Consider the following 20745-nt stretch of genomic DNA (forward strand, 5'->3'; position numbering starts at 1 on the left):
AAAGAGGGACTAACTTACCTGCTTCACTCCAAGGTCTTCGAGCTTGAGGTAGGCATATATATAAAGCTCCTCGTTGGTCTTTGGGTCTTTATATCCATAAGTTCCCTCACCCTCTATCACGAGAGGCAGGTAAGGGGAGATCTTTCCTTTTCCACTCAATGAGAGTCCCTCCGCTCCGGCGTAACTCCATTGAGCTTCTACAACCTTGAATGAGAGGCCTCCAAGCGTAATACTTCCATCCGGTTTTGTCTCCCAGGTCCATGTGTGCAGTCCATCGCTCCAGGTTCCGCTCTGTGGAACGAGCAAGTTGTAATCTTCCCATGTGTACCATATCCCGAAGTGAATTGTCGCAAACCAACCCATGTAGAGGTAGCTCAAATCATGGTCAACCTTAGAGAGAATGTCATTGTCACCCTCAAAGTAGGGGAACAAACCGCTCTGGAATGGCGTTGGATTGTAGAATGCAAATGTTTTTCCATTGTATTCAATTCTCATCCCCACAAACTGTGCGTCTCCCCCATAGGGGGATAATGCCCCAAACCATGCGATATCCCATGGATAAATAGCCGCAGTGGTCTGGTTGCTCTTGTACCAAATTGTTATTGTTAACTTTTCCTCTAAGCTTTCGGCCTTTATTGGAGTAACTATCGTCCGATACGCCCAAACCTCGAATTCGCCCAAATCTTTTTTGTTCATCTGAATATCCTGCCCATAAACATGGATAGTTTCCTTTCCAATTTTCTTCTCAATTTCATACTCATACATAGGGGCTGTTTGATTTGGTTTGATCTTGTAGTAGTATTTGTAGTAAGTTATGATGTACCTTTTTCCATTAAGTTCGAAGGGAGCGTACTCCCATGGTTTCCAATAAGCTTCCTCTGTGGGGGTTTGGGTGGTTGTAGTTTGAGTTGGAATCTCGGTTGTGGTGGTTGTAGTGTAAGTTGTGGTTGTTTGTGTGGGGGAAGAAGTCGTTGTGGTTTGAGTTTGAGCGGTTGTGGTGTGGGGAGGAGTTTCGGTTTGTGAAGTCTGTGTTGTGGTAGAAGTTTCCTGAGTCTTTGTTCCTCCTCCAATGCAGCCAGCTATAAAAACCAAACCCACCAAAAAGAAAGCCAACAGGGTGCTAAATTTTCTCATACCCTTTTCCTCCCCGATTTTGGAGACTTACGTTACTATTTTGGACATTCATCCTTAAATATTTTTCTCTTATTCAAAATGAACCAAAAATTTGACGAAAATAATTCTAAGATCGAACCTTAAATCTTGACATTAACATAGTAAATTTTAGCCCTTTAGATACCCTTCAAGCTCTCTCAACACTTCCATTTGTTCTTGAGTCTCGACTGCGGAAGGCTTAAGAGAACGCACCTTTGCAAGGGCTTCCCTTAAAGAAAGTCCGTAAGCGTGCATAAGGTATGCAGTTACCACAGTTCCGCTTCTTCCACTTCCACCGAGGCAATGTATCAGGACCTTTTTGCCTTCTTTGGTTTTCTTTTCTATCCACTCGACAATCTTAAGCAGCTCCCCTAAAGATGGTGCGGTAAAGTCCTCTATTGGTGCATAAAGAACTTCAACGCCTCTTTTGCTAAGTTCCTCCAAGTCGTAATACAGCTCGTATTCGTAGGTAAGAACAACCACAGCATCAAATTTTTCCGCAATTTCTGGAATGTCTTCCGGGTAGGGCATAGGTGAAAAAGCCACCTTCCCGTCAACGAACTTCGGATACACCATTTTTAGTCCCCATCCCAAAATTCGCTGGATAACATTATAAACTCTTACGCCGATCTTCAGTTAAGGTGAGGAAAATGAGAAAAAAAGAGCTTGGGCTCTTTCTGCCAGTTTTGATTTTTATAGGAATCTTGTGGTTTTTCAGACCGTGGTTCCATGGAATTGTCATGAGCTTTTACCGAAATCCAACGATAATATACCTCTTCATCATATTAGCAGCCATCTTAATATACAGCTCCAAGAAAAGGTTTGTTGAAGGAAATACAAAAAGGAATGCCTCATTGGGAGGCACCTTTGCCTTGGTGATTCTCTTATTGATCATTATCTCGGTATTCACTGGAGCCCTTTCAAACACGGCCCTCTACAAAGAATACCACCCAACTCAAGTTTCAAATGAGCTTGAGCTTTCAAGCAGCAAGATAAGGATTTTGCCCAAGCTAACCGCATACCGTTATGCGGTCGATACGATAGAATACGCCCGATATACACTGGGTTCTTCCCATTTAACCATTAGGGACGGAACTCCGGTCTGGGGGTTCTTCATAATACCGGATGGAGCGTGGAACGCAATAAGGCTCAAAGACAAAGGTGTTCTCTTCGTTGACATGAACACTACCCAAGCAAGAATGGAAAGAATCGAGAACGAACTCCAAGTCGGCCCGGGAATGCAGATTTTTGACAACCTTGAGTGGAATCTCTACAAAAAGCACTATCTAATAGACCTCGACATTCCGCGGGCACTCTATCACGAGGGCAAGATTTACATTGTTATTCCCTACATCTCGTACAGCTTCCGCGTCTTTTACACCGTTCCCAAATGGGGAGGAGTTTTAATAGTTGATGAAGAGGGCAACGTTGAGGATTTAACTCCAGAAGAAGCCCTTAAAGATGAACGCCTCAAGGACTTTCCAATCTTTCCAGAGCTTTTAACAAGAAAGATCGTCCATGCCCAGAACTACTGGAAGGAAAGTGTGCTTTCAAACGTAAAGAACCTCTGGCTTCACCACGAGAACCAGATAGAGCTAATAGACGTGAGCGGCCAAGGAAACAGACAGCCCTTCTTAGTCATTGCCAACGATGGGAGGGAATACTGGATGATTGCGGTGGAGCCATACGGTAGGGCACATGGACTGGCTGCCATATATTTAATCAATGCCCAAACCGGAGAAATGAGCCAAGTAAAGTTTGAAACTCCCCTTACCGGCCCTGTAAAAGCCATAGACTATGTTAAAAAAGCCCTCCCAACATTTGACTGGAGCCAGTTCATGGCTGTTGAACCGATTCCAATCTTTCTAAACGGAGAACTCTGGTGGAGAGTTGCAATAATTCCCGGAAGCGGTTCGGGTGTTGCGAAGATAGCTTTTGTAAACGCAGAGACCAAAGAAGTGAAGATTTTTGAAAACGAAGACGAAGTTAGAGCATTCCTTCTCTATGGGCAGGTAGGAGCAAAGATTGAAGAGATCAGCGGGATTGTTGGGGCAATTTACTCATACATCAAAGATGGGAACACCCACTGGATACTAATAATTGACAATGAAACCCTCTACCTAAGTGCAGGTCAGCTGAGTGATGAGCTCATCCTCAAAGTGCTTGGCCTGAGAGAAGGGGATAACGTAACTGTAAAAATGAGTGAAGGGCGGGTCGTAGAGATCGAGAAAATGTGGAGGCAAGGAACATGAGAAAAACATTTCTCGCCTTTCTTCTCTTTTTAATTGTCTTGGTTTCCCTTTGTATAACTCGGCCCTCAACCACCCCTACCCCCCCACCAAACGAGGCTTCAAAGGTTGTTTCATTTCTAAATGAAGCCAAAGAAAATCTTAATAAATGTAATACTACCTTAAAATCACCCTTAAACCCCCAGAGCGATCCAGCATACCTCAACATGACTATCCTAAACGAAACAACGCTTAAACTAAATGGCGAGTTATATAAATATGTGGTTTTAGGTGTGCAAGATGTTAACTTCTCAGGTGAAGTGTTGTTTAAAGGATACAGAATAATATGGAACACTCCAAAGAATCTCACAACTACAGGGGGACAGAGAATCGATTTTAAAATTTACAAAGGAAGTTCAGTTGTTGACTCATTCATATACTGGTACATACCGTTTCAGCTTGATTCTTACTGTGTCTCAATTTATACCAAAACTCTGAGTCTTCCAGAAGAAAAGATGACCTTCATTTTCATCCACATAGAGGAGAAAGATTTGTGGATGGCTCTGGCAAAAAATAAATATTAGTTCTACTCTATTGACTTTGGTGAACTGAATGGAAAGAAGCACTAAGGCATTCATCTTTCTTATCTTTGCAACTCCATTGTGGGCCCTAGTAGCTTTTGGGATAGAAAAACTTGAAAGCATGTATGGCAAAATTTCCCCGGAAATTCTTATCTTTGTTTATCCGACTCTTATTGTGGCTTTAGTATCTACGCTCTTTCTATGGAAGTTGCGGATTTCTCTTCTAGAATTTGCTGTAATGGCAAGTATCGTTCCCCTCATAGTTGTAATAGCACTTTCCGTAGTTACCATGATTGAAGATCTTCTCTCCAGCTCTTATCACAGCGACGATTCAGGATTTTTTATTTTCTTTCTCTTTTATCTGTTCCCTGTGGTTTCTTTCCTTTTAGGGGCAATTATGTACTACACCATAACCCGTTTAAAGGGTGATGCATAATGAAACGCCAAACTTTCGTTCTAATTTTAATTTCCATTGTGCTTTTGCTTCTCTTAACCCCCATAAGACTCGCTATAATGATTTTGCTTGACATAAGCGACGTCTCTAAGCTTCTGCCACGTAGCGTCTCTTTCTTACCAATAACTGGAAGTGTCTTGTCTGCGTTTATTGTGGGATTTTTAGTTAAAATTGTGGCGTTGGAGATTTATAAAGAAGAAAAACCAGCCAGAATATCTTTTTTGGTGGTCTTTTTCATTGCGCTTTTTATCTCTATGTATATAATCAACGTTCCCAGCATTGGGCCCTCTCCACAGAAAGTCATCTACTACACCCTTTATGAAAATGAAGCTTATGTCAACCCATATTTCGGAGAAATTTCTCTTCCCTTTAAAGAAAGGGACTGGACAAAAGAATATGGTCTAAGACGTAGCAGAGACCCAAAGAGAAAGGAGGGAAGGCTTATCAATGCCACGATGCTTCAGCAAGGCAACAAAGCTGTGTACTTAGAATGCTCGGATGTGATGGCCTATGGAAGGCTAATTCTGTACTGAGAAAAAGGGGAAGTTATTGAACTGGCTTCAATCTTGAGCTAGCTATTCCCTTATGAACAAAGCCGCGCCCATGCCAAAGTATGATGGGCATGCATAAGCAGTTCTTTTAACCGTCATTGGCACCTTCTTTAAAACCCCATAAAGGACGAGTAGCTGCCAGTAGCTGTCCGGCAAAGCTTTGTTTATCAGCTCATCCGGCATCTCGAGGAGCTCCTCAAGTCTGTTTTCTTCAATTATTCTCATGACAATCTTGTCATATTCCTTAGCCTCCGGTGCGTAACCGTATGGGCCGTTGCCATGTGCATGGGCATGATCCGCACTCGCTACGAAGGCCACCCTTTTTCCATAACTTTCGAGAGCTTCACCAATAACCTCCCCAAATTTAACAAGCGTTTCTTTCGGAATGTGCCGTGCGGGAGTTAAAAGCACCAATGGTCTCTTTTCCAAGAAATGAAGAGGTATGAGCTCTCCCCAGGTTAGAGGAAAACGGGAGTATTCTCCGCTCAGCGAGGCAAAGTTTATGTCAACCACGGGCAAACCTTCAGCCTTTGCCCTTAGGTATATCTCCTTAGCAAGCTCTTTGTCCGTTTTGTATTCTCCTGAAAGCTGCACTCCAGCAAAACCGAGCCACGAAATCAGATTTTCAGCCATTATAACACCAAGGGCTTCGCTCATGCGAATGTTGTGGGGGCTTATAAGAACATAAACCTCTGCCCTTGAAAGCTCCTTGCCAATTTTCTTAAGAACCTCTGCAAGCTTTTTTGTTTCCTCATCCTCTGGCTTGAGAACGGGATTTCCATGGGGCATCATAGCAGCACCGATTAACATCATCTCACTCCCCAAAACACTCTTCAAAGGATTCCAAGAGGCATTCCTCCACTTTTGGAGCTTTAATGTAGCTTAAAGTCTTCAATCCGGCTCCGGTGAGAATGCCAACGACCTTCGCCCCTTTTTCAATAGCCTCTCTTTCTCTAAGTTTTCTTATTGCAGCTACTCCCGTTGCAGAAGCAGGCTGAACAAAGAGGCCTTCTCTGCCAAGGGCTCTCTGTGCTTCCAGTATTTCCTCATCTCTAACGGTAACGCATAGACCGCTAAGTTCTTTCAAACGCCTCAACACTGCATTCCCGCTTGGCGGGTAGGGGTTTTCTATGGCGTGGGCTATCGTGTGTGGACTCTTAAAGCGCTCTATTTTCTCTTTCCCCTCCCTGAACGCCCTGCATATAGGCGAACAGCCCTCTGCTTGAACCACCACAAAACGAGGGAGGTTCTCGATTAACCCACTCTTTTTAAGCTCTAAAAACCCCTTCACAACTCCTCTCAATAACCCTCCCGAGGAAGTAGGGACTAAAACATAATCCGGCGTTATCTCCTCAATTATCTCAAAGCTTATACTCTTGTAACCTTCTACTCTGAAGGGATCATCCGAGTTTATGAAGTATATACCCTTTTTCTGGCCTATTTCAAGGCTTTTGTAATAGAGCTCCCCGTAATCTCCGTGAACCTTAACGATTTTTGCCCCATAAACTTCTAAAGCTTTGAGTTTTTCTTCTGCTATCGTCGATGAAACGAGGATGTACGTTTCGAGGCCAGCAAAAGCTCCATAAGCGGCCACACTTGCTGCCATATTGCCCGTTGATACGGTTCCAATCTTTTTAAAGCCAAGCTGAAGAGCCCTATGGATGCCCAGATAAGTTCCCCTGTCCTTAAAGCTCCACGTGGGATTTGTGGTTTCGTTTTTGAGATAGACTTTAACTCCGATCTCCCTTGAGAGCTTTTTAGCCTTCGTCAGTGGGGTATCCCCTTCCCCAAGACTTAGCTCTGGCTTAAGGTCAAATGGGAAAAATCCAGAGAATCTCTTCCAAACTCTTCTCCCTATCCCGGGAACGCTCTCGAAAGGTTCAAGCTCTAAAGGCTCCCCGCACTCACACCTCTGGTAGGGTTTCCTCATTGAGTATTCCCTTCCACATGCGGTGCATTTAAGCATAAAGCCACCTCCAACATGCTTATATACCTTTTGCGACTTTTCCTAGAACTTCTCTGATTATCTTTGCTGTTGCAAAGGCTGTTATTCCCTTATAATCGTAGTTGGGGTTGACTTCAACTACATCAAAAGCCACAACTTCAGCATTTAGGCCTTTTATCACTTCAACAAGCTCCCTCGTGCTCAGACCTCCGGGCTCAGGATTTCCCACTCCAGGAGCAAAGGCCGGATCGAGGACGTCCATGTCAAACGAAAGGTAGGCTTTTTCAAAGGGCACATCCACCTTCCGGCCATGGTATACCTCAGAAGCTGAGATAATCCTTATCCCCTGCTTCTCTGCAAATTCAATCTGCTCTTTGGTAGGAGCCCTAACCCCTATCTGGACTACCTGTTCTCCCCTCACAAAATCTTCTTCCACAAGCCTTCTAACAGTACACGCGTGGGAGTATCTGTCTCCTTCGTATTCAGGGTACAAATCCGGATGGGCATCGAAATATATAAGGCCAAATTCCTCTCTGGAAACATTTTTCAAAGCCCGAAAAGTTGCATACGTTACCGAGTGATCTCCTCCAAGAAAGAGGAAAAGTTCTCCATTGTAATGACTTTTAACGAGTTCATGAACCTTCCCAACAAGCTCCTCAAAGCTTTCTGCCCTTACATCCCCTAAATCTTTGTAACTCCAGTGCTCGGCAAGGTTCACAAGATCCTCATTAAAGCTGTTGTAAAGCTCCTCGGAAGTTGCCTCTCTTATTGCCCTTGGCCCTTCAGCACAGCCCCTTCTAAAGGAAGAGGAGTTATCCCACGGAATCCCAAGGATGTAAAGGTTTGGCTTTTCAGACGAGGGGATTCCAAAGAGCATTTACCACACCTTCGTTCCTATTGGAACTTCATCCGGAACTGGCAGAAGATAAACTTTGCCGTCTTCGCTCTCGGCAACTATAAGCATCCCCTGACTCTCAACACCTGAAAGCTTCTTGGGCTTCAGGTTTAAGACGAAAATGAACCTCTTTCCTTCAAGATCCTCGGGAGCGTATTGGTCAGCCAGACCGGTTATTATATTCCTCTGCTCGCTTCCAAAATCAACTTCGAGTTTTATGAGCTTCTTCGTTCTCTTCAGCTTTTCAGCTTTCTTAACGAGGCCCACTCTAAGGTCGAACTTCCAGAATTCATTGACATCATAAAGTTCCATAGATTTCACCACAAAAATTGGGGAAAGCGAATATTTAGACTTTGTGGTGAGAAGAGACGTTTGCATTAAACTTCCAGACAATAAAAATGCTGAGAAGGATTAAAAGGGAAGCAAAAAGAAAGTCCACGAAAAATCCACGGGAGTTCACTATGATGCCGCTTAAGGTACTTCCAATGATGGCACCGAGAGAACTTATCAAGTTATAAAAGCCCATCATCGCTCCCTGCTCTCTTTCTTTTGCAAGCTTGGAGATTATTGAAGTTGTTGATATGCCTATGTATGCCCAGGAATAACCGGCCAGTGCATAGGAGGCGAAGGCATAGAGTTTAAATACCATTCCAGTTTGAGATAAGCCGAGCAGAATAAGGGAAAAGCCAAAGCTCCGTATGCTCAATCCCCTAATGAGAGAGGCTTTTCCACCCATTCTCTCGGTGTGTATTCCGGCTTTCATATACATGTAGGCTGATATTGAGGAGTTTAGAACAGCAGCCAGATATATCTCGGGCGTGCTAATGTTGCGGGATTTTAACAGGACGGGGAATTGTGAAAAATACAACATTGCTCCTATCCAGAGGAGGATTGAGGCGAGATAAAACTCTTTAAACTCCAAAAATCTTGTGAAAGCCCGCTTGTTGTAGTCGGGCAGGTGAATCATAATATTTGGCAAATACCTAAACTTTTCGACAATGTAGTTTGCATAAACTCCAAGATTCTTTCTTTCAATCCTAAACGGAACCTCCTGAATCCATTTAACTCCCAAAACGATCGAAAAAATATTAACGAGGGCAAAAACCACAAGGAGCTGTCTAATATTTAAAAAATAAGCCAGAAAAAATCCTAAAATAAGCCCAACAACCCATGCCCAACCACCTATCTCGTTAAACTTCGCAATCCCATAGTTGAGTTGCTTTTTCTTTAGGACTCTTGCAATAAGTATAACCGGAATTGGGATTGTGGCTGCGATGAAAAAAGAATACAGAAAGTTGAGGATCATTAGGTGAGTGATATCTCTTGAAAATGCCATTAGAAACGAGAATAAAGATGTTCCTATAAAACCCAGCATCAAAAATGGTTTTCTCTTAAGCGTCTTATCCGAAAGCCTCCCCCAGAATGTGCCTCCAATCATTGAGGCAATGCTTCCAATAGCGTTAATTACTCCCACTTCTTGAGGGGATCCGCTCGCTTCTAAAGTTAAGAGGGGTATCAGTGTAGAGGTGCCACCTGTTGAAATTTTGAACGGGACAAATGCATAAAACCATTTAATCTTGGACTTCTTTGTGTAGGCAGAAAGGACTGAATTTTCAAGGGTTCTTAGAGATGCAATCTCCCTCTTCCGAGAAGCTTTCATTGGGGACACCTAAAAGTGGTGAAAGAAGAAAAGAGAGAAAAATCACCAGTCTTCATCTTCTTCCCAGTCTTCCTCCTCCCACTCTTCTTCGTCCCAGTCTTCTTCAAAGTCTTCATCAAATTCCTCATCAAATTCTTCTTCCTCTTCCACCAGGGGCTCTTCTTCGTAGTCTTCTACCTTTTTCTTTTTCTTAGGGGGCTGCATATTTGATACCTCCCGCCCTCTCTAAGGGCGTTATATACGGAAATCATGAGTTTATAAACTTTTCGCCATGGTTTCTCGGTTCTCATCCGAGATCTAAAAATATTAGGGGTGGATAACAATGTTAACTGGATATAACAGCCATATCTGGGAGAAAGGTTTATATACCCATAACCAACCTTAGAATGTTTAATATCCAGAATACATGGATCGGATAATCGAAGATTATGATAAGGCCGATATAATCCTTTAAATCCAAAAATAGAGACATTTGGTGTAAGAAATGGAGACAGAATTGAGCTCCGACGAATCACCACTATTGAGGGCAACAAACCTAGAGAGGAAATTAGGAGTCTCAAAAATACACCTAAAGCTCGAGATAGTGAATCCAACAAAAACGCATAAAGACAGGATTGCAAAAGCACACGTGAAGTATGCTAAAGAGCTTGGCTTTTCTGGGATCACTGTGGGAACGTGTGGCAATTATGGGACATCTATAGCATATTTTGCAGAAAAAGAGGGATTAAAAGCCGTGATCTTTATCCCAAAGCACTATGAAAACTCAAGAGTGGAAGAAATGAAAAGGTACGGGGCAGAGGTTATACTTGTAGACGGGTCATATGAATCGGCAGTCTTTATGAGCAAAACCTTTGCAGCTACTATGAATTATTACGATGCAAACCCGGGGTCACAACCTATGGTGGATTACGAAGCCTATTCCCTCATTTCAAAAGAAATTCTCAAAGAAGTTGAGCCATATGCAGTCTTTGTTCCGGTAGGAAACGGTTCCACCTTGGTTGGGGTTTACTATGGTTTCAAGAAGTATGGAAAGATGCCAAAAATCATTGGGGTTACAACAAGCTACGGAAATCAAATACTGAACGCGTTTTATACCGGCAGTACGGAGGAAGTTAGAGACTTCGTGGAGACTCATCTTAATGAACCCCTTGTCTCATCGATATCTTTTGATCTTCAAAAAGCATTAGAGGCTATAAAATCATCGGGAGGTTATGTTTTTGGTTTTGCCGATGATACCGCCTTAAAATATGCCAGAATTCTGGAAACGAGTGAGGGAATAAAAGTACTTCCCGCCTCTGCTCTAACGATGGCCGGACTTGTTAAATTTGTCAAAAAATTCGGGATAACTGACGAGGACTTTGTTTTGCTTCTCACTGGAGGGGTTTGAAAATGGAAGAAGCATTGATCCTTGCGGAGGGAAGATATAAAACAACCGACGGAAAGACCGCCCACGGGTTGGTTAGATATTCCAAGAGGTTTAAGATTGTGGGGGTAATAGATTCCACTTTGGCCGGAAAAGATGCTGGAGAAATCTTGGATGGTATCCCAAGAGGGATCCCCATCTACGGAAGTTTCGAGGAAGCGGTTGCAGAGAACCCCGATGTCAAGTACCTCATAATTGGAGTGGCAACCCCTGGCGGATATTTGCCTCCCCTCTACAGAGAGATTATAAAAAAGGCAATAAAAAGAGGTATAAGCATAGTTAACGGTCTCCACAACTTTCTTAGCGACGATCCCGAATTTTCTCGCTTAGCCAGAAGGTACAAGGTTCAGCTGATAGATGTAAGGAAGATATACAGAGACCTAAAAATTCCTTTCACAGGAAAAATTGAAGAAGTCAAAGCTATAAAAGTCGCTGTGCTGGGCACGGATGGGGCAATAGGTAAAAGAACCACTGCGATAATGCTTCATGAGGCATTTAAGCACTTTGGAAAGAAGAGCGTTTTTGTGGCAATGGGACAAACAGGATGGATGCAAGGGGCAAAATATTGCATAGTAATGGATTCGATAGTAAACGACTTCGTTGCTGGAGCCATTGAAGACGTAATTTGGAGGGCTTGGAAGGAAGAAAACCCTGACGTCATAGTTACACACGGCGAAGGTTCTCTCCTCCATCCAGCTTACCCGGGAGGTTTTGAGTTAATAGCCTCCGGAAGACCTGACTACATTGTGCTCCAGCATGCTCCGGCAAGAAAATTCTTCGATGACTTCCCCCAGTATGAGATTCCACCCTTAGAAAAATACATACAGCTAATTGAACTTTTGTCTGGTAAAAAACCGATAGCTATCACAATAAACTCTGAAAGACTCACAAAGGAAGAGGCTCTCCAAAAAGCAAGAGAAATAGAGGCAATGTATGGCATTCTAACAAGAGTTCCTCTATATGAGGGTGTCGAAGACATAGTTAAGGTAATTCTCGAAGATGCAGGACACTTAAAAGCGGTGGTCCAGCAAGAGGTGAGTGCAAATGCTTCTCAGGTGCTTTGATTACATAACCATTGGAAAACCAAAGGTATCTTCCCGGAGAATTTCTGCCGTTTATACCCTTTCCATCGATGGAAACGAGGAAAAATTCAAGCTGATCCACACCTACAAAGAAAACATTCCAAAAAATGAGGTCTTCGCAAAGCTTATGGTCATAACTCCAGCGATAAACTACGCCCTCTTCACCCCAGAAATTTCCTTTAACTTCTCCCTCGATCCAAGAGACCTGCAGTTCTTTAAAGAGATGATGGAGCTTACTGCTAACGATATCCTCGTGAACAGGATATACAAGAGGACGGGATTTGTTAGAGAGGAATTCATCCCCAAAGAGATAAAACCCCAGCCACTGGCAAGGGTTGTTCCCGAAAGAATTGAAGAGGAAGAAATTGAACTCACTCCGGACTACAACAGATGTGGGGTAATGCTCAGCGGCGGAAAGGAAAGCCTTCTCACTTATGGACTCATGAAGGAGATTGGCTGTGAAGTATATCCCTTCTTTTTTAATGAATCAGGTGGCCACTGGAAGGTCGCTTTAACTGCGTATAATTGGTTTAAAGAACACGAACCAAATACCAAAAAAGTGTGGAGCAACGTGGACAGGCTTTACACGTTTATAGAGAAGCATATGAAGATACTCCAAAACGTAGGGAAACCAAGAACAGAGGTGTATCCCATAAGGCTGTTCTTCTTTGAGCATTACGTTTTCTCCTTCCTGCCACTAATTGAAAAATACGGCATAGGGAACGTTTTACTCGGCAACGAATACGACGATCCAAGGGGTCTCACCTACGAGTTCCATGGGATACCTCACTTTTATGCCGTCCTCGACCAGAGTCAATTCTTTGACAAATACATGAGCTCATGGTTCGCCGAAAGAGGCTTAAATATAAGACAGTGGTCCGCTGTAAGGCCGATAACGGGACTCATCGTTGAGAGAATCCTCTACAACCGTTATCCGGAGCTCTTTAAACTCCAGAGAAGCTGCCATTCAGTCCACAGAGAGGGTGAAGACTACGTACCATGTGGAGAATGCTTCAAGTGCAACGGGATCTTAACTTTTCTCCTCGCAAACGGCATAGATCCTCAGATCATCAAGTACAAACCCGAGCACATAGAAACGCTCCCCAAGAGGATTGCCGAAGGAAAGATAAGACTTGACGAAGATGAGCTCCAGCACTCCCTCTATCTGATAAAGCAGAGAGACCCCAGCTTCCAACTGGAAGGAAAAAGAAGGGACCACGTGGAGATGCTCCACTTCGATGATAAAAACTCTCACTTCGACAACATTCCCCCGGAGTTCAGAGAGAGGATATACTCAATATTCGAGCAGTATACGAAAGGCTATGCCTACCTAAAGGGAAATGAATGGGTTGAAATAACAAGGGAGGAAGCACTCCATGGAGTACAAAATAGTTGATGGGGAAAGCTACTTAGAAGAGATCAAAAAGCTTGACAGGGAAATAAGTTATTCATTCGTTCACTTTTCTATTCCCTATGAGGAATTTGCGAAGAGGCACGAAGAGCTCTTTAAAGACCTTCTCTCTCACGGAGAGCACAAATTCTTCGCCGCCATAGATGAAAATGGAAAGCTCCTGGGCCACGTCTGGGTTTGTTTAACCCTTGACACGGTGGATTACGTCAAAATAGCTTATATCTATGACATTGAAGTTGTTAAAAAGGCAAGAGGTCTTGGAATTGGTTCGGCTCTTTTAAGAAAAGCTGAAGCATGGGCAAGAGAGAAGGGAGCAAAGAAAGTTGTACTTAGGGTAGAAGTTGATAACCCTGCGGTAAAATGGTACGAAGAACGAGGATACCAAGCAAGAGCACTTATAATGGAAAAATTGTTAGACGACGATTTCATCATATAGCTCTCGCTCCACTGAAGTCCCACTCCCTAAAACCCGTGAGGCAGTGGAAACTGAGAGTTTCCATCTTCAACGTGCATCGGGATTAGGGCACCTTCATCAAAAATTATAACAATAAAAGTGCTAGAGTTTTAGTTTAAAGCCCTCCATCTCAGTGTTAATTGCCTTCAAAACCATAACATGCACGTATGGCTTGGTTTCTTCCTCATCTTTTGCCCTCACAGCTCTTATTACAGTGGTTGCCAATTCTTCCAAGAGAGACATCACGTATCTGGAACCATCATCCAAGACATCCATGTTCACAAAGTAAAATATGGTCTTTTTCTGGGAGTTCTCGTATTCCACAAGAAGGTCAATGAGCATAAGGGCTTCAAACTTTGATTCAGCAAGCAAAAACAGTTTAGATAAACCTAAAACAACAACGATAGTTTGTTTGTTTTCATTTTGGGAGAAATAGGGGGTGCAGGTTAGTTCAAAATCCTTAATGAGCTTTGGAATATCACTCGCTGGTAGCCTAGCAAGCACTTTGCCTACGTTTAAGCGACCACCAACTTTAATGACTTCCACGTTGTCGAGAAACTCAACTTCCAGCTTTGCAAGGCCTATTTGAGTTTTGTACAAGGATAGGGTATCAAGAATGTCGATGATCATAACATCATAGCCTTTTTTTTCTGGCCCAGGTGATCAAGTAATAAAACCCCTTGTAGGGAAGTCTCAGTGAATCGTACTCTATTAGGACGCTCTCTCCCGGAACAATCGATTCCCATATTTTAGCACCCTCGGTCATTGCGATCTCCATCTTATCCCCCTCATTATATAACTGCGGGATTCACTACTTATTAGTTTTTGTGTCAAAAGTCAAAAACACTTGTATCGTGAGAACTACCTCTTCAGCCGTTTACTTATTTTAAGCATCTCCTCTGAAAGCTCATCCGGAATATCAAATGGATTTTGGTACTTGTTGAGTTCTTTAAACAGGCTATCAAATTGTTTTAGGGTCTCTAAATTTTCCTCAACGTCCTTCCTCTTTGAAACATTGTTTAGAAACTCAAATAAACCTTTCATCGCAATATAAAGTTTCTAAAACTTCTCTTCTTTAGAAGCTAAGACTATAAATTAGCAACAAAAACATCATCACGATAGTTTCGGGCATATGGTTGGATAACTTCATCAGAAGCATTGTTCTGGAGAGGATACTCAAAAATTTCTCCCATTGATTCAAGCTCCCACCTATTCAACTCGAACTTCGCGCACACCTTAACAAGCATTTTTCTTCCTTCTCTTTACACTGCCACCAGGAATATGTTGAAAGGGCGTAATGCTATGAGAGGGTAAAATTATTTAGATAATCTCAAAAAGCGAGGCTTTGATAATGAACTAATGGAAGTTTATGACCTTCAGATCACACAATGCAACCACCACAACTATGAGTGTTTCTCTGGAAAGTATCTCATCGAAGATGACGTTCCCTGTTCTACGAAAAGGCCATGAAAGCTGATGTCTTGATCTTTGCCGTGCCCACTTATGGAGGGCATGCTTCAGCTCTTTACATAGCTTTCTGCGAGAGAGGACAGGCGGTTTTTAAGATTATGAAGAATGGAACGACTTTGCAAAGAAGCTAAACTTCATCGTCGTGGGAAACTTGCCTTCGGGTGGAGACATGGCGCTTCATGAGGTTCTCCATGGGATTGCCACATCGAACTACTGCCCCAAAGCAATCCTGATATCTTCAAGTGAATACCTGAGAAGCTCAATTAAGGGAGGTTTAATCAAGAAAGATGAAATCAAAGCTCGGATAAATAGATTTGCAGGAAGGATAATCCAAAAGATGGGGTGAAAAGAAGTGTTTAAAGACCTCGGCTATACTGATTCACCCTTTTACGAAAAGACCCAAGATGAACAGGATATAGAAAGCGGGAGAGGTAAAGAAAGATTTTCAGAGTTAAGAGAGATTCTTTCAAGACACTTACCCATTAAGAGCGGCAGGGCTTTGGACATTGGCTGCAACACTGGGCTAAGCAGTTTTGTTTTAGAAGAGTTGGGTTTCAACGTTGTGGGCATAGACATTCAAGAAAAGGCCGTAGAGCGGGCTAAAGAGTTAGCCAAAAAGCGAGGTTCAAAGGCAAAATTTTATGTTATGAACGCTAAAAATCTGGTTTCAAAGAAAACACCTTTGACCTCGTTGCTCTGCTCGGTTATCCACTGACACATTTTAGCATCTGGGATTTTGATAAGATTTTGCAGGAAGTTAGACGAGTTCTGAAGCCTCAAGGCTGGATTGCGATTCAAGAAAACGACTTCCTCTGGACGCTTATAAGGGGTTCAACCAGTCGGGACTTGAGGCTGAGGGCTTGATTAGAATAAACATAGATGTAAACGTTTACGAGGGATATCTTGAGAGACTGCTCATTGATTTTGAAAAAGGTGTATCCTCAAGGGATAAGTTCCACATAAGGATAAGGACTTGATTCTTGCTCGAATGAGGTGATACTATGTTCAAAAACCTTAGAGAGACTTTTGAGCCAACTTATAAGAAAAAGCTCTGGATGTACGACCCAAGAACTGAAGTTGGTAAGAAAAGAATGAAAAAGCAGAAAGGACTGCTTGAGAGAAGATACATGCAAAGTTGATGCCCTTAATGAGAGAATGAAGCTCTTAGAAGTGCTGAAAAGTGCTGATGTAATAGTCATCGGAACGTCAACTTGCAACATGGACGTTCCTTCTAAGCTGAAGGCTTTGTTGGAGCGTGATTTTCTTGAGAACTATTTAAAAACATTTACTTCAGTTCAAAGCTGGTTGAAAAGTTTCTTTGCGGTTTATAATTTTCTGGAGGTGATGCCTAACTTATCTTGACAGTCTCAGTCAAGTATTATTAACTAAATCCAAAAACTAAAAATATGAAAATTCAGCGAGATTCTATGTAGATGCCGATGGGCACTTGAGTATCGCATGTTCCTACATGGTATGTGTAATCACTAACACCTACATAGATGTATTCTGAGACATCCTGATCTACGTTCCCCCATTCTCCGTAATTCTGAATGCCTCCATAAATATTAAGAAAACTTGGGGAAGTATAGTATATCCCGGCACTCAGCCCAGCAGCCCATGGAGGAACTGCCCCACCACTTAATGCCACTGCAAGTGCACCTATTGGAATTCCAATACCAAAATCTGCCGAACAGGAGCCTGAAGCGTCTGAAATCAATAAGGCGAGGCTTTTCGAATCACTAACTGCAAGAGAATCTGCATATCTCATCTCTGTTCCACTGTAAATCCAGTTCATAATCTCCGAATCGGGGAGGCCATTGCTGCTTCCCCCTACAATTTCATTATCTCCAGTAGTCTCTATGTCATTAACACCCTCTTGGATTCTCTCATCGCCGGTGGGAACACAGTTTTCAAGACTCGCTGTGCAGTAGTACTCCTTCTCGTGCAGATGATAGGGCTTTGCATAAATGTAAATGTGTCCCTTCTCCTCTGGCCCGAGTATGAGACTACGGGAAAAGTAAAACTTGTCGTGGATTGTGTAGAAATCGTTTCCATAGATGTCCAAACTCGGAGTGTCTTTTTCTGAGATTTTGTAGCCGTAAGCGACTGTAAGCCCAAAGTTTGTATAATATTCCTTGATAATATCTACCCATGCATTGACGACTCCTGACGCGGGATACTTGTTATCCACGATTAAGACGGGAACCCTAATATAATCTTGTGGTCTCCATGAGAAGCTCCAGTCGGTCTTCCAGTAGTAAAACTGCCTGTTGGAGCCTTGAATTGAAACATCCCCGCTTGAAGCCTTCTCTGGGAGCGGTTTGGGGGGTAGCTTGTGAATGTTGATTTTTGCAGTCTTCTTGAACCCCTTTTTAATGTCTCTGGTGTTGTAGTTCACCACAGTAAAACCTCTATAAACCTTTCCTCTCTCATAGTCAAGAACCCATACAGATATCACAAAAGATGCTCCAATGCCCTTTGGGTAGCGCTTCTCCCATTTTGAGAGGACACTTCGAAGTTTCTGATCTGATAGTGGAATTTTGACGACATTTCCAGAGTCCCAGAACTTTAAGCTATTTGGCTTTTTAAGAACTCCATAAAAAATTGTCTCATACACTTCCCCTGTAGGTACAAGGGCATCTATCTGAACCTGAACTTCTGCATTCTTTGAAATCTCTGTTAGAGGTTTCCCTTTTTCATCCAGCAGAATCAACTGTATCGCCGCAAGTTCTTGGGCTTTTACTGTATATATGGCAACACTCCCAAACACCCCAAAAACAACAAGCGCCGTTAATAATATTGCCCTTTTTTTACTAAGCTCATTGTTACCACCGCAAGACATATTATTTTAAGACATCATTATTTATATCGCTTTTTCTATTTATCAGATGGATACTGTTAAGATAAGGCTTCTAGTATTTACCCATCAGCTCATCCTAACAGTATCGAATAAAGTTCCAGAAGAAAGAAAAATCAGAGCAGTAGAATTATACCTGAAAGGCCTCAGCTATCGCCAAATCACAGAAATACTGGAAATCAGCCACACGACAGTCTGGGAAACAGTTCAAAAACTAGCAGAAGCAGTTTACCAGCCAAAACTCCTCGCAGTGAGGAAACAAAGGAATTTTATCGCAGTTGACAAGACTGTAATAAAAATCAACGGGGAAAAAGATACCTCTGGGCCGCAATTGACGTTGAAAGCAGAGAAATCCTCGCAGTCCGGACTACAACAACCAGAAATTGGTGGATTGCCAGGGATTTTATTCTGGTTGTTTTAAAGTCCTGCGAAAATCAGCCTGTTTTTCTGGTTGATGGAGCGGAGTGGTATAAGTCTGCTTTTAATTCCCTTGGGCTGGATTTTGTTCATGTAACTTTCGGGCCGAGGAACAGTATTAAACGCTGATTCAGGACTGTTAAAGAACGGACAGAGCGTTTCTGGAACAATTTCAGGAGTAAGGACTGGTGTAGGGTTCAAAAGTTTGTTTTTCTGTTTGCTTTCTGGTATAATTTTGTTAGAGTTCATTCTCGGTTTGGTTCCCCGCCTAGTGATGTGACTGAATGGCTTCATAAGGTGATGCCAAAGTTATCCTAACAGTATGAAACAGAAAATTATGTTTATCCGGAAGGTTGTGGGAAAGAGGTCTTTCTTGGGGTGCGAGATGCCTTAGCGGATAGCTGGGAAGAAATCAGTGTTCCTGCTAACTTATCCATCGGAACCCTAAGCGTAAACGCCATATTCAAAAAAGGCAATACGGCTGTTTACATTGATTATTCAAGGGTGATGGGTTTTGATAGGGTAATAATTCTGTACGGAAGCGAGGAGGAAGTCAAAAACTGGCTTCGATATTGATGTGGAAGGTAAATTTCATGTTAGAGGTGTTTTCATGCCAAATAACTCACAGATGCCGAGATAGTAGAGATCGTGCAGAGCTATCCACACACAGGGGAGCACACCATGGAGAATGCTACTTTCACTTACTGGAAAGTGAGGATGTAACTCCTTCTTATTTTTACTTTTCGCACTTCAAAAAGTTTCATCTTTTTAGAACACGAAGCTTAAAAGGCTTGGTGAGGATTTTAAACGGTGAAGTGCATGAACCCCATAATTCGCGAGGCCAAACCCGAAGACAAGCCATTCATCGAAGAGATAGCAAAGCTAACATGGGAAGGTGAAGACTACTTAGCAAGAGTTTTTGAGAGCTGGTTAAAAGATGGAAACTTTTATGTTCTTGAAGTTGAGGGAAAGGTCGTCGGAACGGCAAAGCTGACTCTTTTACCCGATAAAGTTGGCTGGCTTGAAGGGCTTAGAGTACATCCAGATTACCGCGGAAGAGGCTTTGGAAGAATGATTCACAACTTCATGCTGCAAAAAGGAGAAGAGCTTGCAAAAGAGGGCATCATAAATGCTTTGGAGTTTTCGACTTATTTTCTCAACAGGGAGAGCATAGCAATGGCGAAGAAGGATGGTTTTGAGGTCATCAAGCGTTACTATATCATGGGGAGACCTGTAGAAGGGATTAAACCTTTAAAGCCATCCAATAGCACAATAGCATCCCTTGAAGAGCTTGAGTATGGAGAGTATATCCCTGTAGGATGGAAGTTCGTCCATAAAGTCCCGGAAGCTTTAGACTGGCTTAAAGAAAAAGCTATTGTCAAAGAATGCGGCGGAGCTAAGTTTATGATGCCCAAAGATTCCGAGAGCGCTTTTGTACCGTTTCATCTTTCGAAATCTTATGTGGAGCAACTCCTTCCCTGCATGGCCCAAGAAGCTTTGAATACGAGTCGAAAATACATTGAAATTATGGTGCCCGAAGAAAGGATGGAATTGCTTGAGCCCTTCAGAGAGCTTGGCTTTGAGGTCTGGGACAACTGCAAGGAGCCCAACGTGTTGGTGTTCAAAAAGAAGCTGAAATAAACATGCCGGTAGTAGCGGCTACCAGCCAATTGTTCTCCCTTCTCACCGGATTAGTGGGGAGAACTTTCAAAAACGTCTGTTTAGTGTGTGGCTATTTGATGAAGAGCAACGTCTCTAATGAAATGGGGTGAAATCCCGCGACGCTAAGGCTTACATGCTCTATCGCACTTTCATAGCGCCGGCACCGAAATAGCGTCCTCACGGTAGTAGTAACCTCGGCCCGTATCTTGTGCCTATGTAGGCATCCCCAAGCCCCATGGGGAGGCTTCTGTGACCTTATGAAATCCATCACCTTCTCTTCCGCTTCAAGGGCTTTCCCAAGAGCCACCAGAAGCCCCTCACCGGGTGAGCCCCCAGTACCAAATCGGTCTATTTAATCAACATGGCTTTGAGGTAGAACTGGAGTGCCTGCTCTGCGAGAAAAATTGCGACATCGCACCTCCTCTCTTCAAAAGCGGAATTCGCAAGTTCCATGTGGTCATGGGTCGTCTCATCAAGATTTCGACTTCCCCGTAGTGCGTCTT

The 20745-nt window shown here is 42.9% G+C and carries 25 protein-coding genes and 2 pseudogenes; 14 read left to right on the forward strand and 13 right to left on the reverse strand.

The features are described from left to right. Nucleotides 1-9: 9 nt before the first annotated feature. The gene (locus ADU37_RS04955; protein ID WP_058946562.1) at nt 10-1134 is read right to left on the reverse strand and encodes a hypothetical protein; all 1125 of its coding nucleotides are present in this window, start codon (nt 1132-1134) and stop codon (nt 10-12) included. A 147-nt stretch (nt 1135-1281) separates the two neighbouring features. After that, nucleotides 1282-1728 (reverse strand): dual specificity protein phosphatase family protein, encoded by a 447-nt coding sequence (locus ADU37_RS04960; protein WP_058946563.1) that lies wholly within the window; start codon nt 1726-1728, stop codon nt 1282-1284. A 74-nt stretch (nt 1729-1802) separates the two neighbouring features. Between ADU37_RS04960 and ADU37_RS04965 the strand changes: the two genes are divergently transcribed. From ADU37_RS04965 to ADU37_RS04980, 4 genes are read left to right on the forward strand one after another with little or no spacing between them, the layout of a single operon-like run. Further along, complete coding sequence (locus tag ADU37_RS04965) at nt 1803-3404, forward strand: hypothetical protein (RefSeq protein WP_058946564.1); 1602 nt, start codon at nt 1803-1805, stop codon at nt 3402-3404. After that, nucleotides 3401-3964, forward strand: a complete 564-nt coding sequence (locus ADU37_RS04970; RefSeq protein ID WP_238982008.1) for a hypothetical protein — start codon at nt 3401-3403, stop codon at nt 3962-3964. Before ADU37_RS04965 ends, ADU37_RS04970 begins: the two co-directional genes overlap by 4 nt. Before the next feature lie 28 nt (nt 3965-3992). Then, nucleotides 3993-4397, forward strand: a complete 405-nt coding sequence (locus ADU37_RS04975) for a hypothetical protein (RefSeq protein WP_058946565.1) — start codon at nt 3993-3995, stop codon at nt 4395-4397. Beyond that, entirely contained in the window at nt 4397-4948 is a 552-nt protein-coding gene (locus tag ADU37_RS04980; RefSeq protein ID WP_058946566.1) for a hypothetical protein, read from the forward strand. Before ADU37_RS04975 ends, ADU37_RS04980 begins: the two co-directional genes overlap by 1 nt. 42 nt (nt 4949-4990) lie before the next feature. Here the strand turns inward: ADU37_RS04980 and ADU37_RS04985 are convergent, their stop codons facing one another. The 6 genes from ADU37_RS04985 to ADU37_RS11415 are packed head-to-tail and all read right to left on the reverse strand — an operon-like array spanning nt 4991 to nt 9670. Next, nucleotides 4991-5776 carry an extradiol dioxygenase gene (locus tag ADU37_RS04985; RefSeq protein WP_058947631.1) on the reverse strand — a complete coding sequence of 262 codons (786 nt, stop codon included), beginning with the start codon at nt 5774-5776 and terminating at the stop codon, nt 4991-4993. A 4-nt stretch (nt 5777-5780) separates the two neighbouring features. Then, complete coding sequence (gene thrC, locus ADU37_RS04990; protein ID WP_058946567.1) at nt 5781-6932, reverse strand: threonine synthase; 1152 nt, start codon at nt 6930-6932, stop codon at nt 5781-5783. 19 nt (nt 6933-6951) lie between these two features. Then, complete coding sequence (gene speB, locus ADU37_RS04995; RefSeq protein WP_058946568.1) at nt 6952-7788, reverse strand: agmatinase; 837 nt, start codon at nt 7786-7788, stop codon at nt 6952-6954. Further along, nucleotides 7789-8118, reverse strand: coding sequence for a methionine--tRNA ligase subunit beta (gene metG / locus ADU37_RS05000; RefSeq protein ID WP_058946569.1), 330 nt, complete (start codon nt 8116-8118; stop codon nt 7789-7791). A gap of 34 nt (nt 8119-8152) precedes the next feature. Then, nucleotides 8153-9466, reverse strand: a complete 1314-nt coding sequence (locus tag ADU37_RS05005) for an MFS transporter (protein ID WP_058946570.1) — start codon at nt 9464-9466, stop codon at nt 8153-8155. Between the two features lie 42 nt (nt 9467-9508). Beyond that, nucleotides 9509-9670, reverse strand: coding sequence for a hypothetical protein (locus ADU37_RS11415; RefSeq protein ID WP_158508484.1), 162 nt, complete (start codon nt 9668-9670; stop codon nt 9509-9511). Nucleotides 9671-9950: 280 nt separating this feature from the next. Here ADU37_RS11415 and ADU37_RS05010 point away from each other — a divergent pair, with 280 nt between their 5' ends. Genes ADU37_RS05010 through ADU37_RS05025 form a run of 4 tightly spaced genes read left to right on the forward strand, consistent with a single transcriptional unit; the run spans nt 9951 to nt 13818 of the window. Beyond that, nucleotides 9951-10853, forward strand: coding sequence for a pyridoxal-phosphate dependent enzyme (locus ADU37_RS05010; RefSeq protein ID WP_058946571.1), 903 nt, complete (start codon nt 9951-9953; stop codon nt 10851-10853). Between the two features lie 2 nt (nt 10854-10855). Further along, complete coding sequence (locus ADU37_RS05015; RefSeq protein ID WP_058946572.1) at nt 10856-11953, forward strand: DUF1611 domain-containing protein; 1098 nt, start codon at nt 10856-10858, stop codon at nt 11951-11953. Continuing rightward, nucleotides 11934-13367 (forward strand): hypothetical protein, encoded by a 1434-nt coding sequence (locus ADU37_RS05020; RefSeq protein ID WP_058946573.1) that lies wholly within the window; start codon nt 11934-11936, stop codon nt 13365-13367. Before ADU37_RS05015 ends, ADU37_RS05020 begins: the two co-directional genes overlap by 20 nt. Continuing rightward, nucleotides 13348-13818 (forward strand): GNAT family N-acetyltransferase, encoded by a 471-nt coding sequence (locus ADU37_RS05025; protein ID WP_058946574.1) that lies wholly within the window; start codon nt 13348-13350, stop codon nt 13816-13818. The genes ADU37_RS05020 and ADU37_RS05025 overlap by 20 nt, the downstream gene beginning before the upstream one ends. 120 nt (nt 13819-13938) lie before the next feature. Here ADU37_RS05025 and ADU37_RS05030 read toward each other — a convergent pair whose 3' ends face one another. The 3 genes from ADU37_RS05030 to ADU37_RS05035 form a co-directional block, all read right to left on the reverse strand. Then, entirely contained in the window at nt 13939-14466 is a 528-nt protein-coding gene (locus tag ADU37_RS05030; protein WP_058946575.1) for a DUF257 family protein, read from the reverse strand. 4 nt (nt 14467-14470) lie between these two features. After that, entirely contained in the window at nt 14471-14614 is a 144-nt protein-coding gene (locus ADU37_RS11420; protein WP_158508485.1) for a hypothetical protein, read from the reverse strand. Nucleotides 14615-14697: 83 nt separating this feature from the next. Beyond that, a complete protein-coding gene (locus tag ADU37_RS05035; protein ID WP_058946576.1) occupies nt 14698-14880 on the reverse strand; it encodes a hypothetical protein in 183 nt (60 codons plus the stop codon). Nucleotides 14881-15475: 595 nt separating this feature from the next. Between ADU37_RS05035 and ADU37_RS11425 the strand changes: the two genes are divergently transcribed. The 3 genes and pseudogenes from ADU37_RS11425 (at nt 15476) to ADU37_RS11285 (ending at nt 16445) form a co-directional block, all read left to right on the forward strand. Further along, nucleotides 15476-15652 (forward strand): hypothetical protein, encoded by a 177-nt coding sequence (locus ADU37_RS11425; protein WP_158508486.1) that lies wholly within the window; start codon nt 15476-15478, stop codon nt 15650-15652. Nucleotides 15653-15658: 6 nt separating this feature from the next. Next, a pseudogene (locus ADU37_RS05040) lies at nt 15659-16170 on the forward strand (class I SAM-dependent methyltransferase). 137 nt (nt 16171-16307) lie between these two features. Continuing rightward, a complete protein-coding gene (locus ADU37_RS11285) occupies nt 16308-16445 on the forward strand; it encodes a hypothetical protein (RefSeq protein WP_203226268.1) in 138 nt (45 codons plus the stop codon). Between the two features lie 275 nt (nt 16446-16720). Here the strand turns inward: ADU37_RS11285 and ADU37_RS05050 are convergent, their stop codons facing one another. Further along, nucleotides 16721-18148, reverse strand: coding sequence for a hypothetical protein (locus ADU37_RS05050; RefSeq protein WP_058946579.1), 1428 nt, complete (start codon nt 18146-18148; stop codon nt 16721-16723). A gap of 46 nt (nt 18149-18194) precedes the next feature. On the opposite strand from ADU37_RS05050, the pseudogene ADU37_RS05055 reads away from it, so the two are divergent. The 3 genes and pseudogenes from ADU37_RS05055 (at nt 18195) to ADU37_RS05065 (ending at nt 20221) form a co-directional block, all read left to right on the forward strand. Continuing rightward, nucleotides 18195-18898: pseudogene (locus ADU37_RS05055) on the forward strand (IS6 family transposase). Nucleotides 18899-18958: 60 nt separating this feature from the next. Then, on the forward strand, nt 18959-19156 hold the full coding sequence (locus ADU37_RS05060) for a hypothetical protein (RefSeq protein WP_058946580.1): 198 nt from the start codon (nt 18959-18961) through the stop codon (nt 19154-19156). A gap of 243 nt (nt 19157-19399) precedes the next feature. After that, nucleotides 19400-20221: a GNAT family N-acetyltransferase gene (locus ADU37_RS05065; RefSeq protein WP_058946581.1), complete on the forward strand. Its 822-nt coding sequence runs from the start codon at nt 19400-19402 to the stop codon at nt 20219-20221. Between the two features lie 369 nt (nt 20222-20590). Here ADU37_RS05065 and ADU37_RS11845 read toward each other — a convergent pair whose 3' ends face one another. Then, on the reverse strand, nt 20591-20695 hold the full coding sequence (locus tag ADU37_RS11845) for a HEPN domain-containing protein (RefSeq protein WP_343203968.1): 105 nt from the start codon (nt 20693-20695) through the stop codon (nt 20591-20593). Nucleotides 20696-20745 lie beyond the last annotated feature (50 nt).

It is taken from the genome of Thermococcus sp. 2319x1, from assembly GCF_001484685.1.
Taxonomy (GTDB): Archaea; Methanobacteriota_B; Thermococci; order Thermococcales; family Thermococcaceae; genus Thermococcus_A.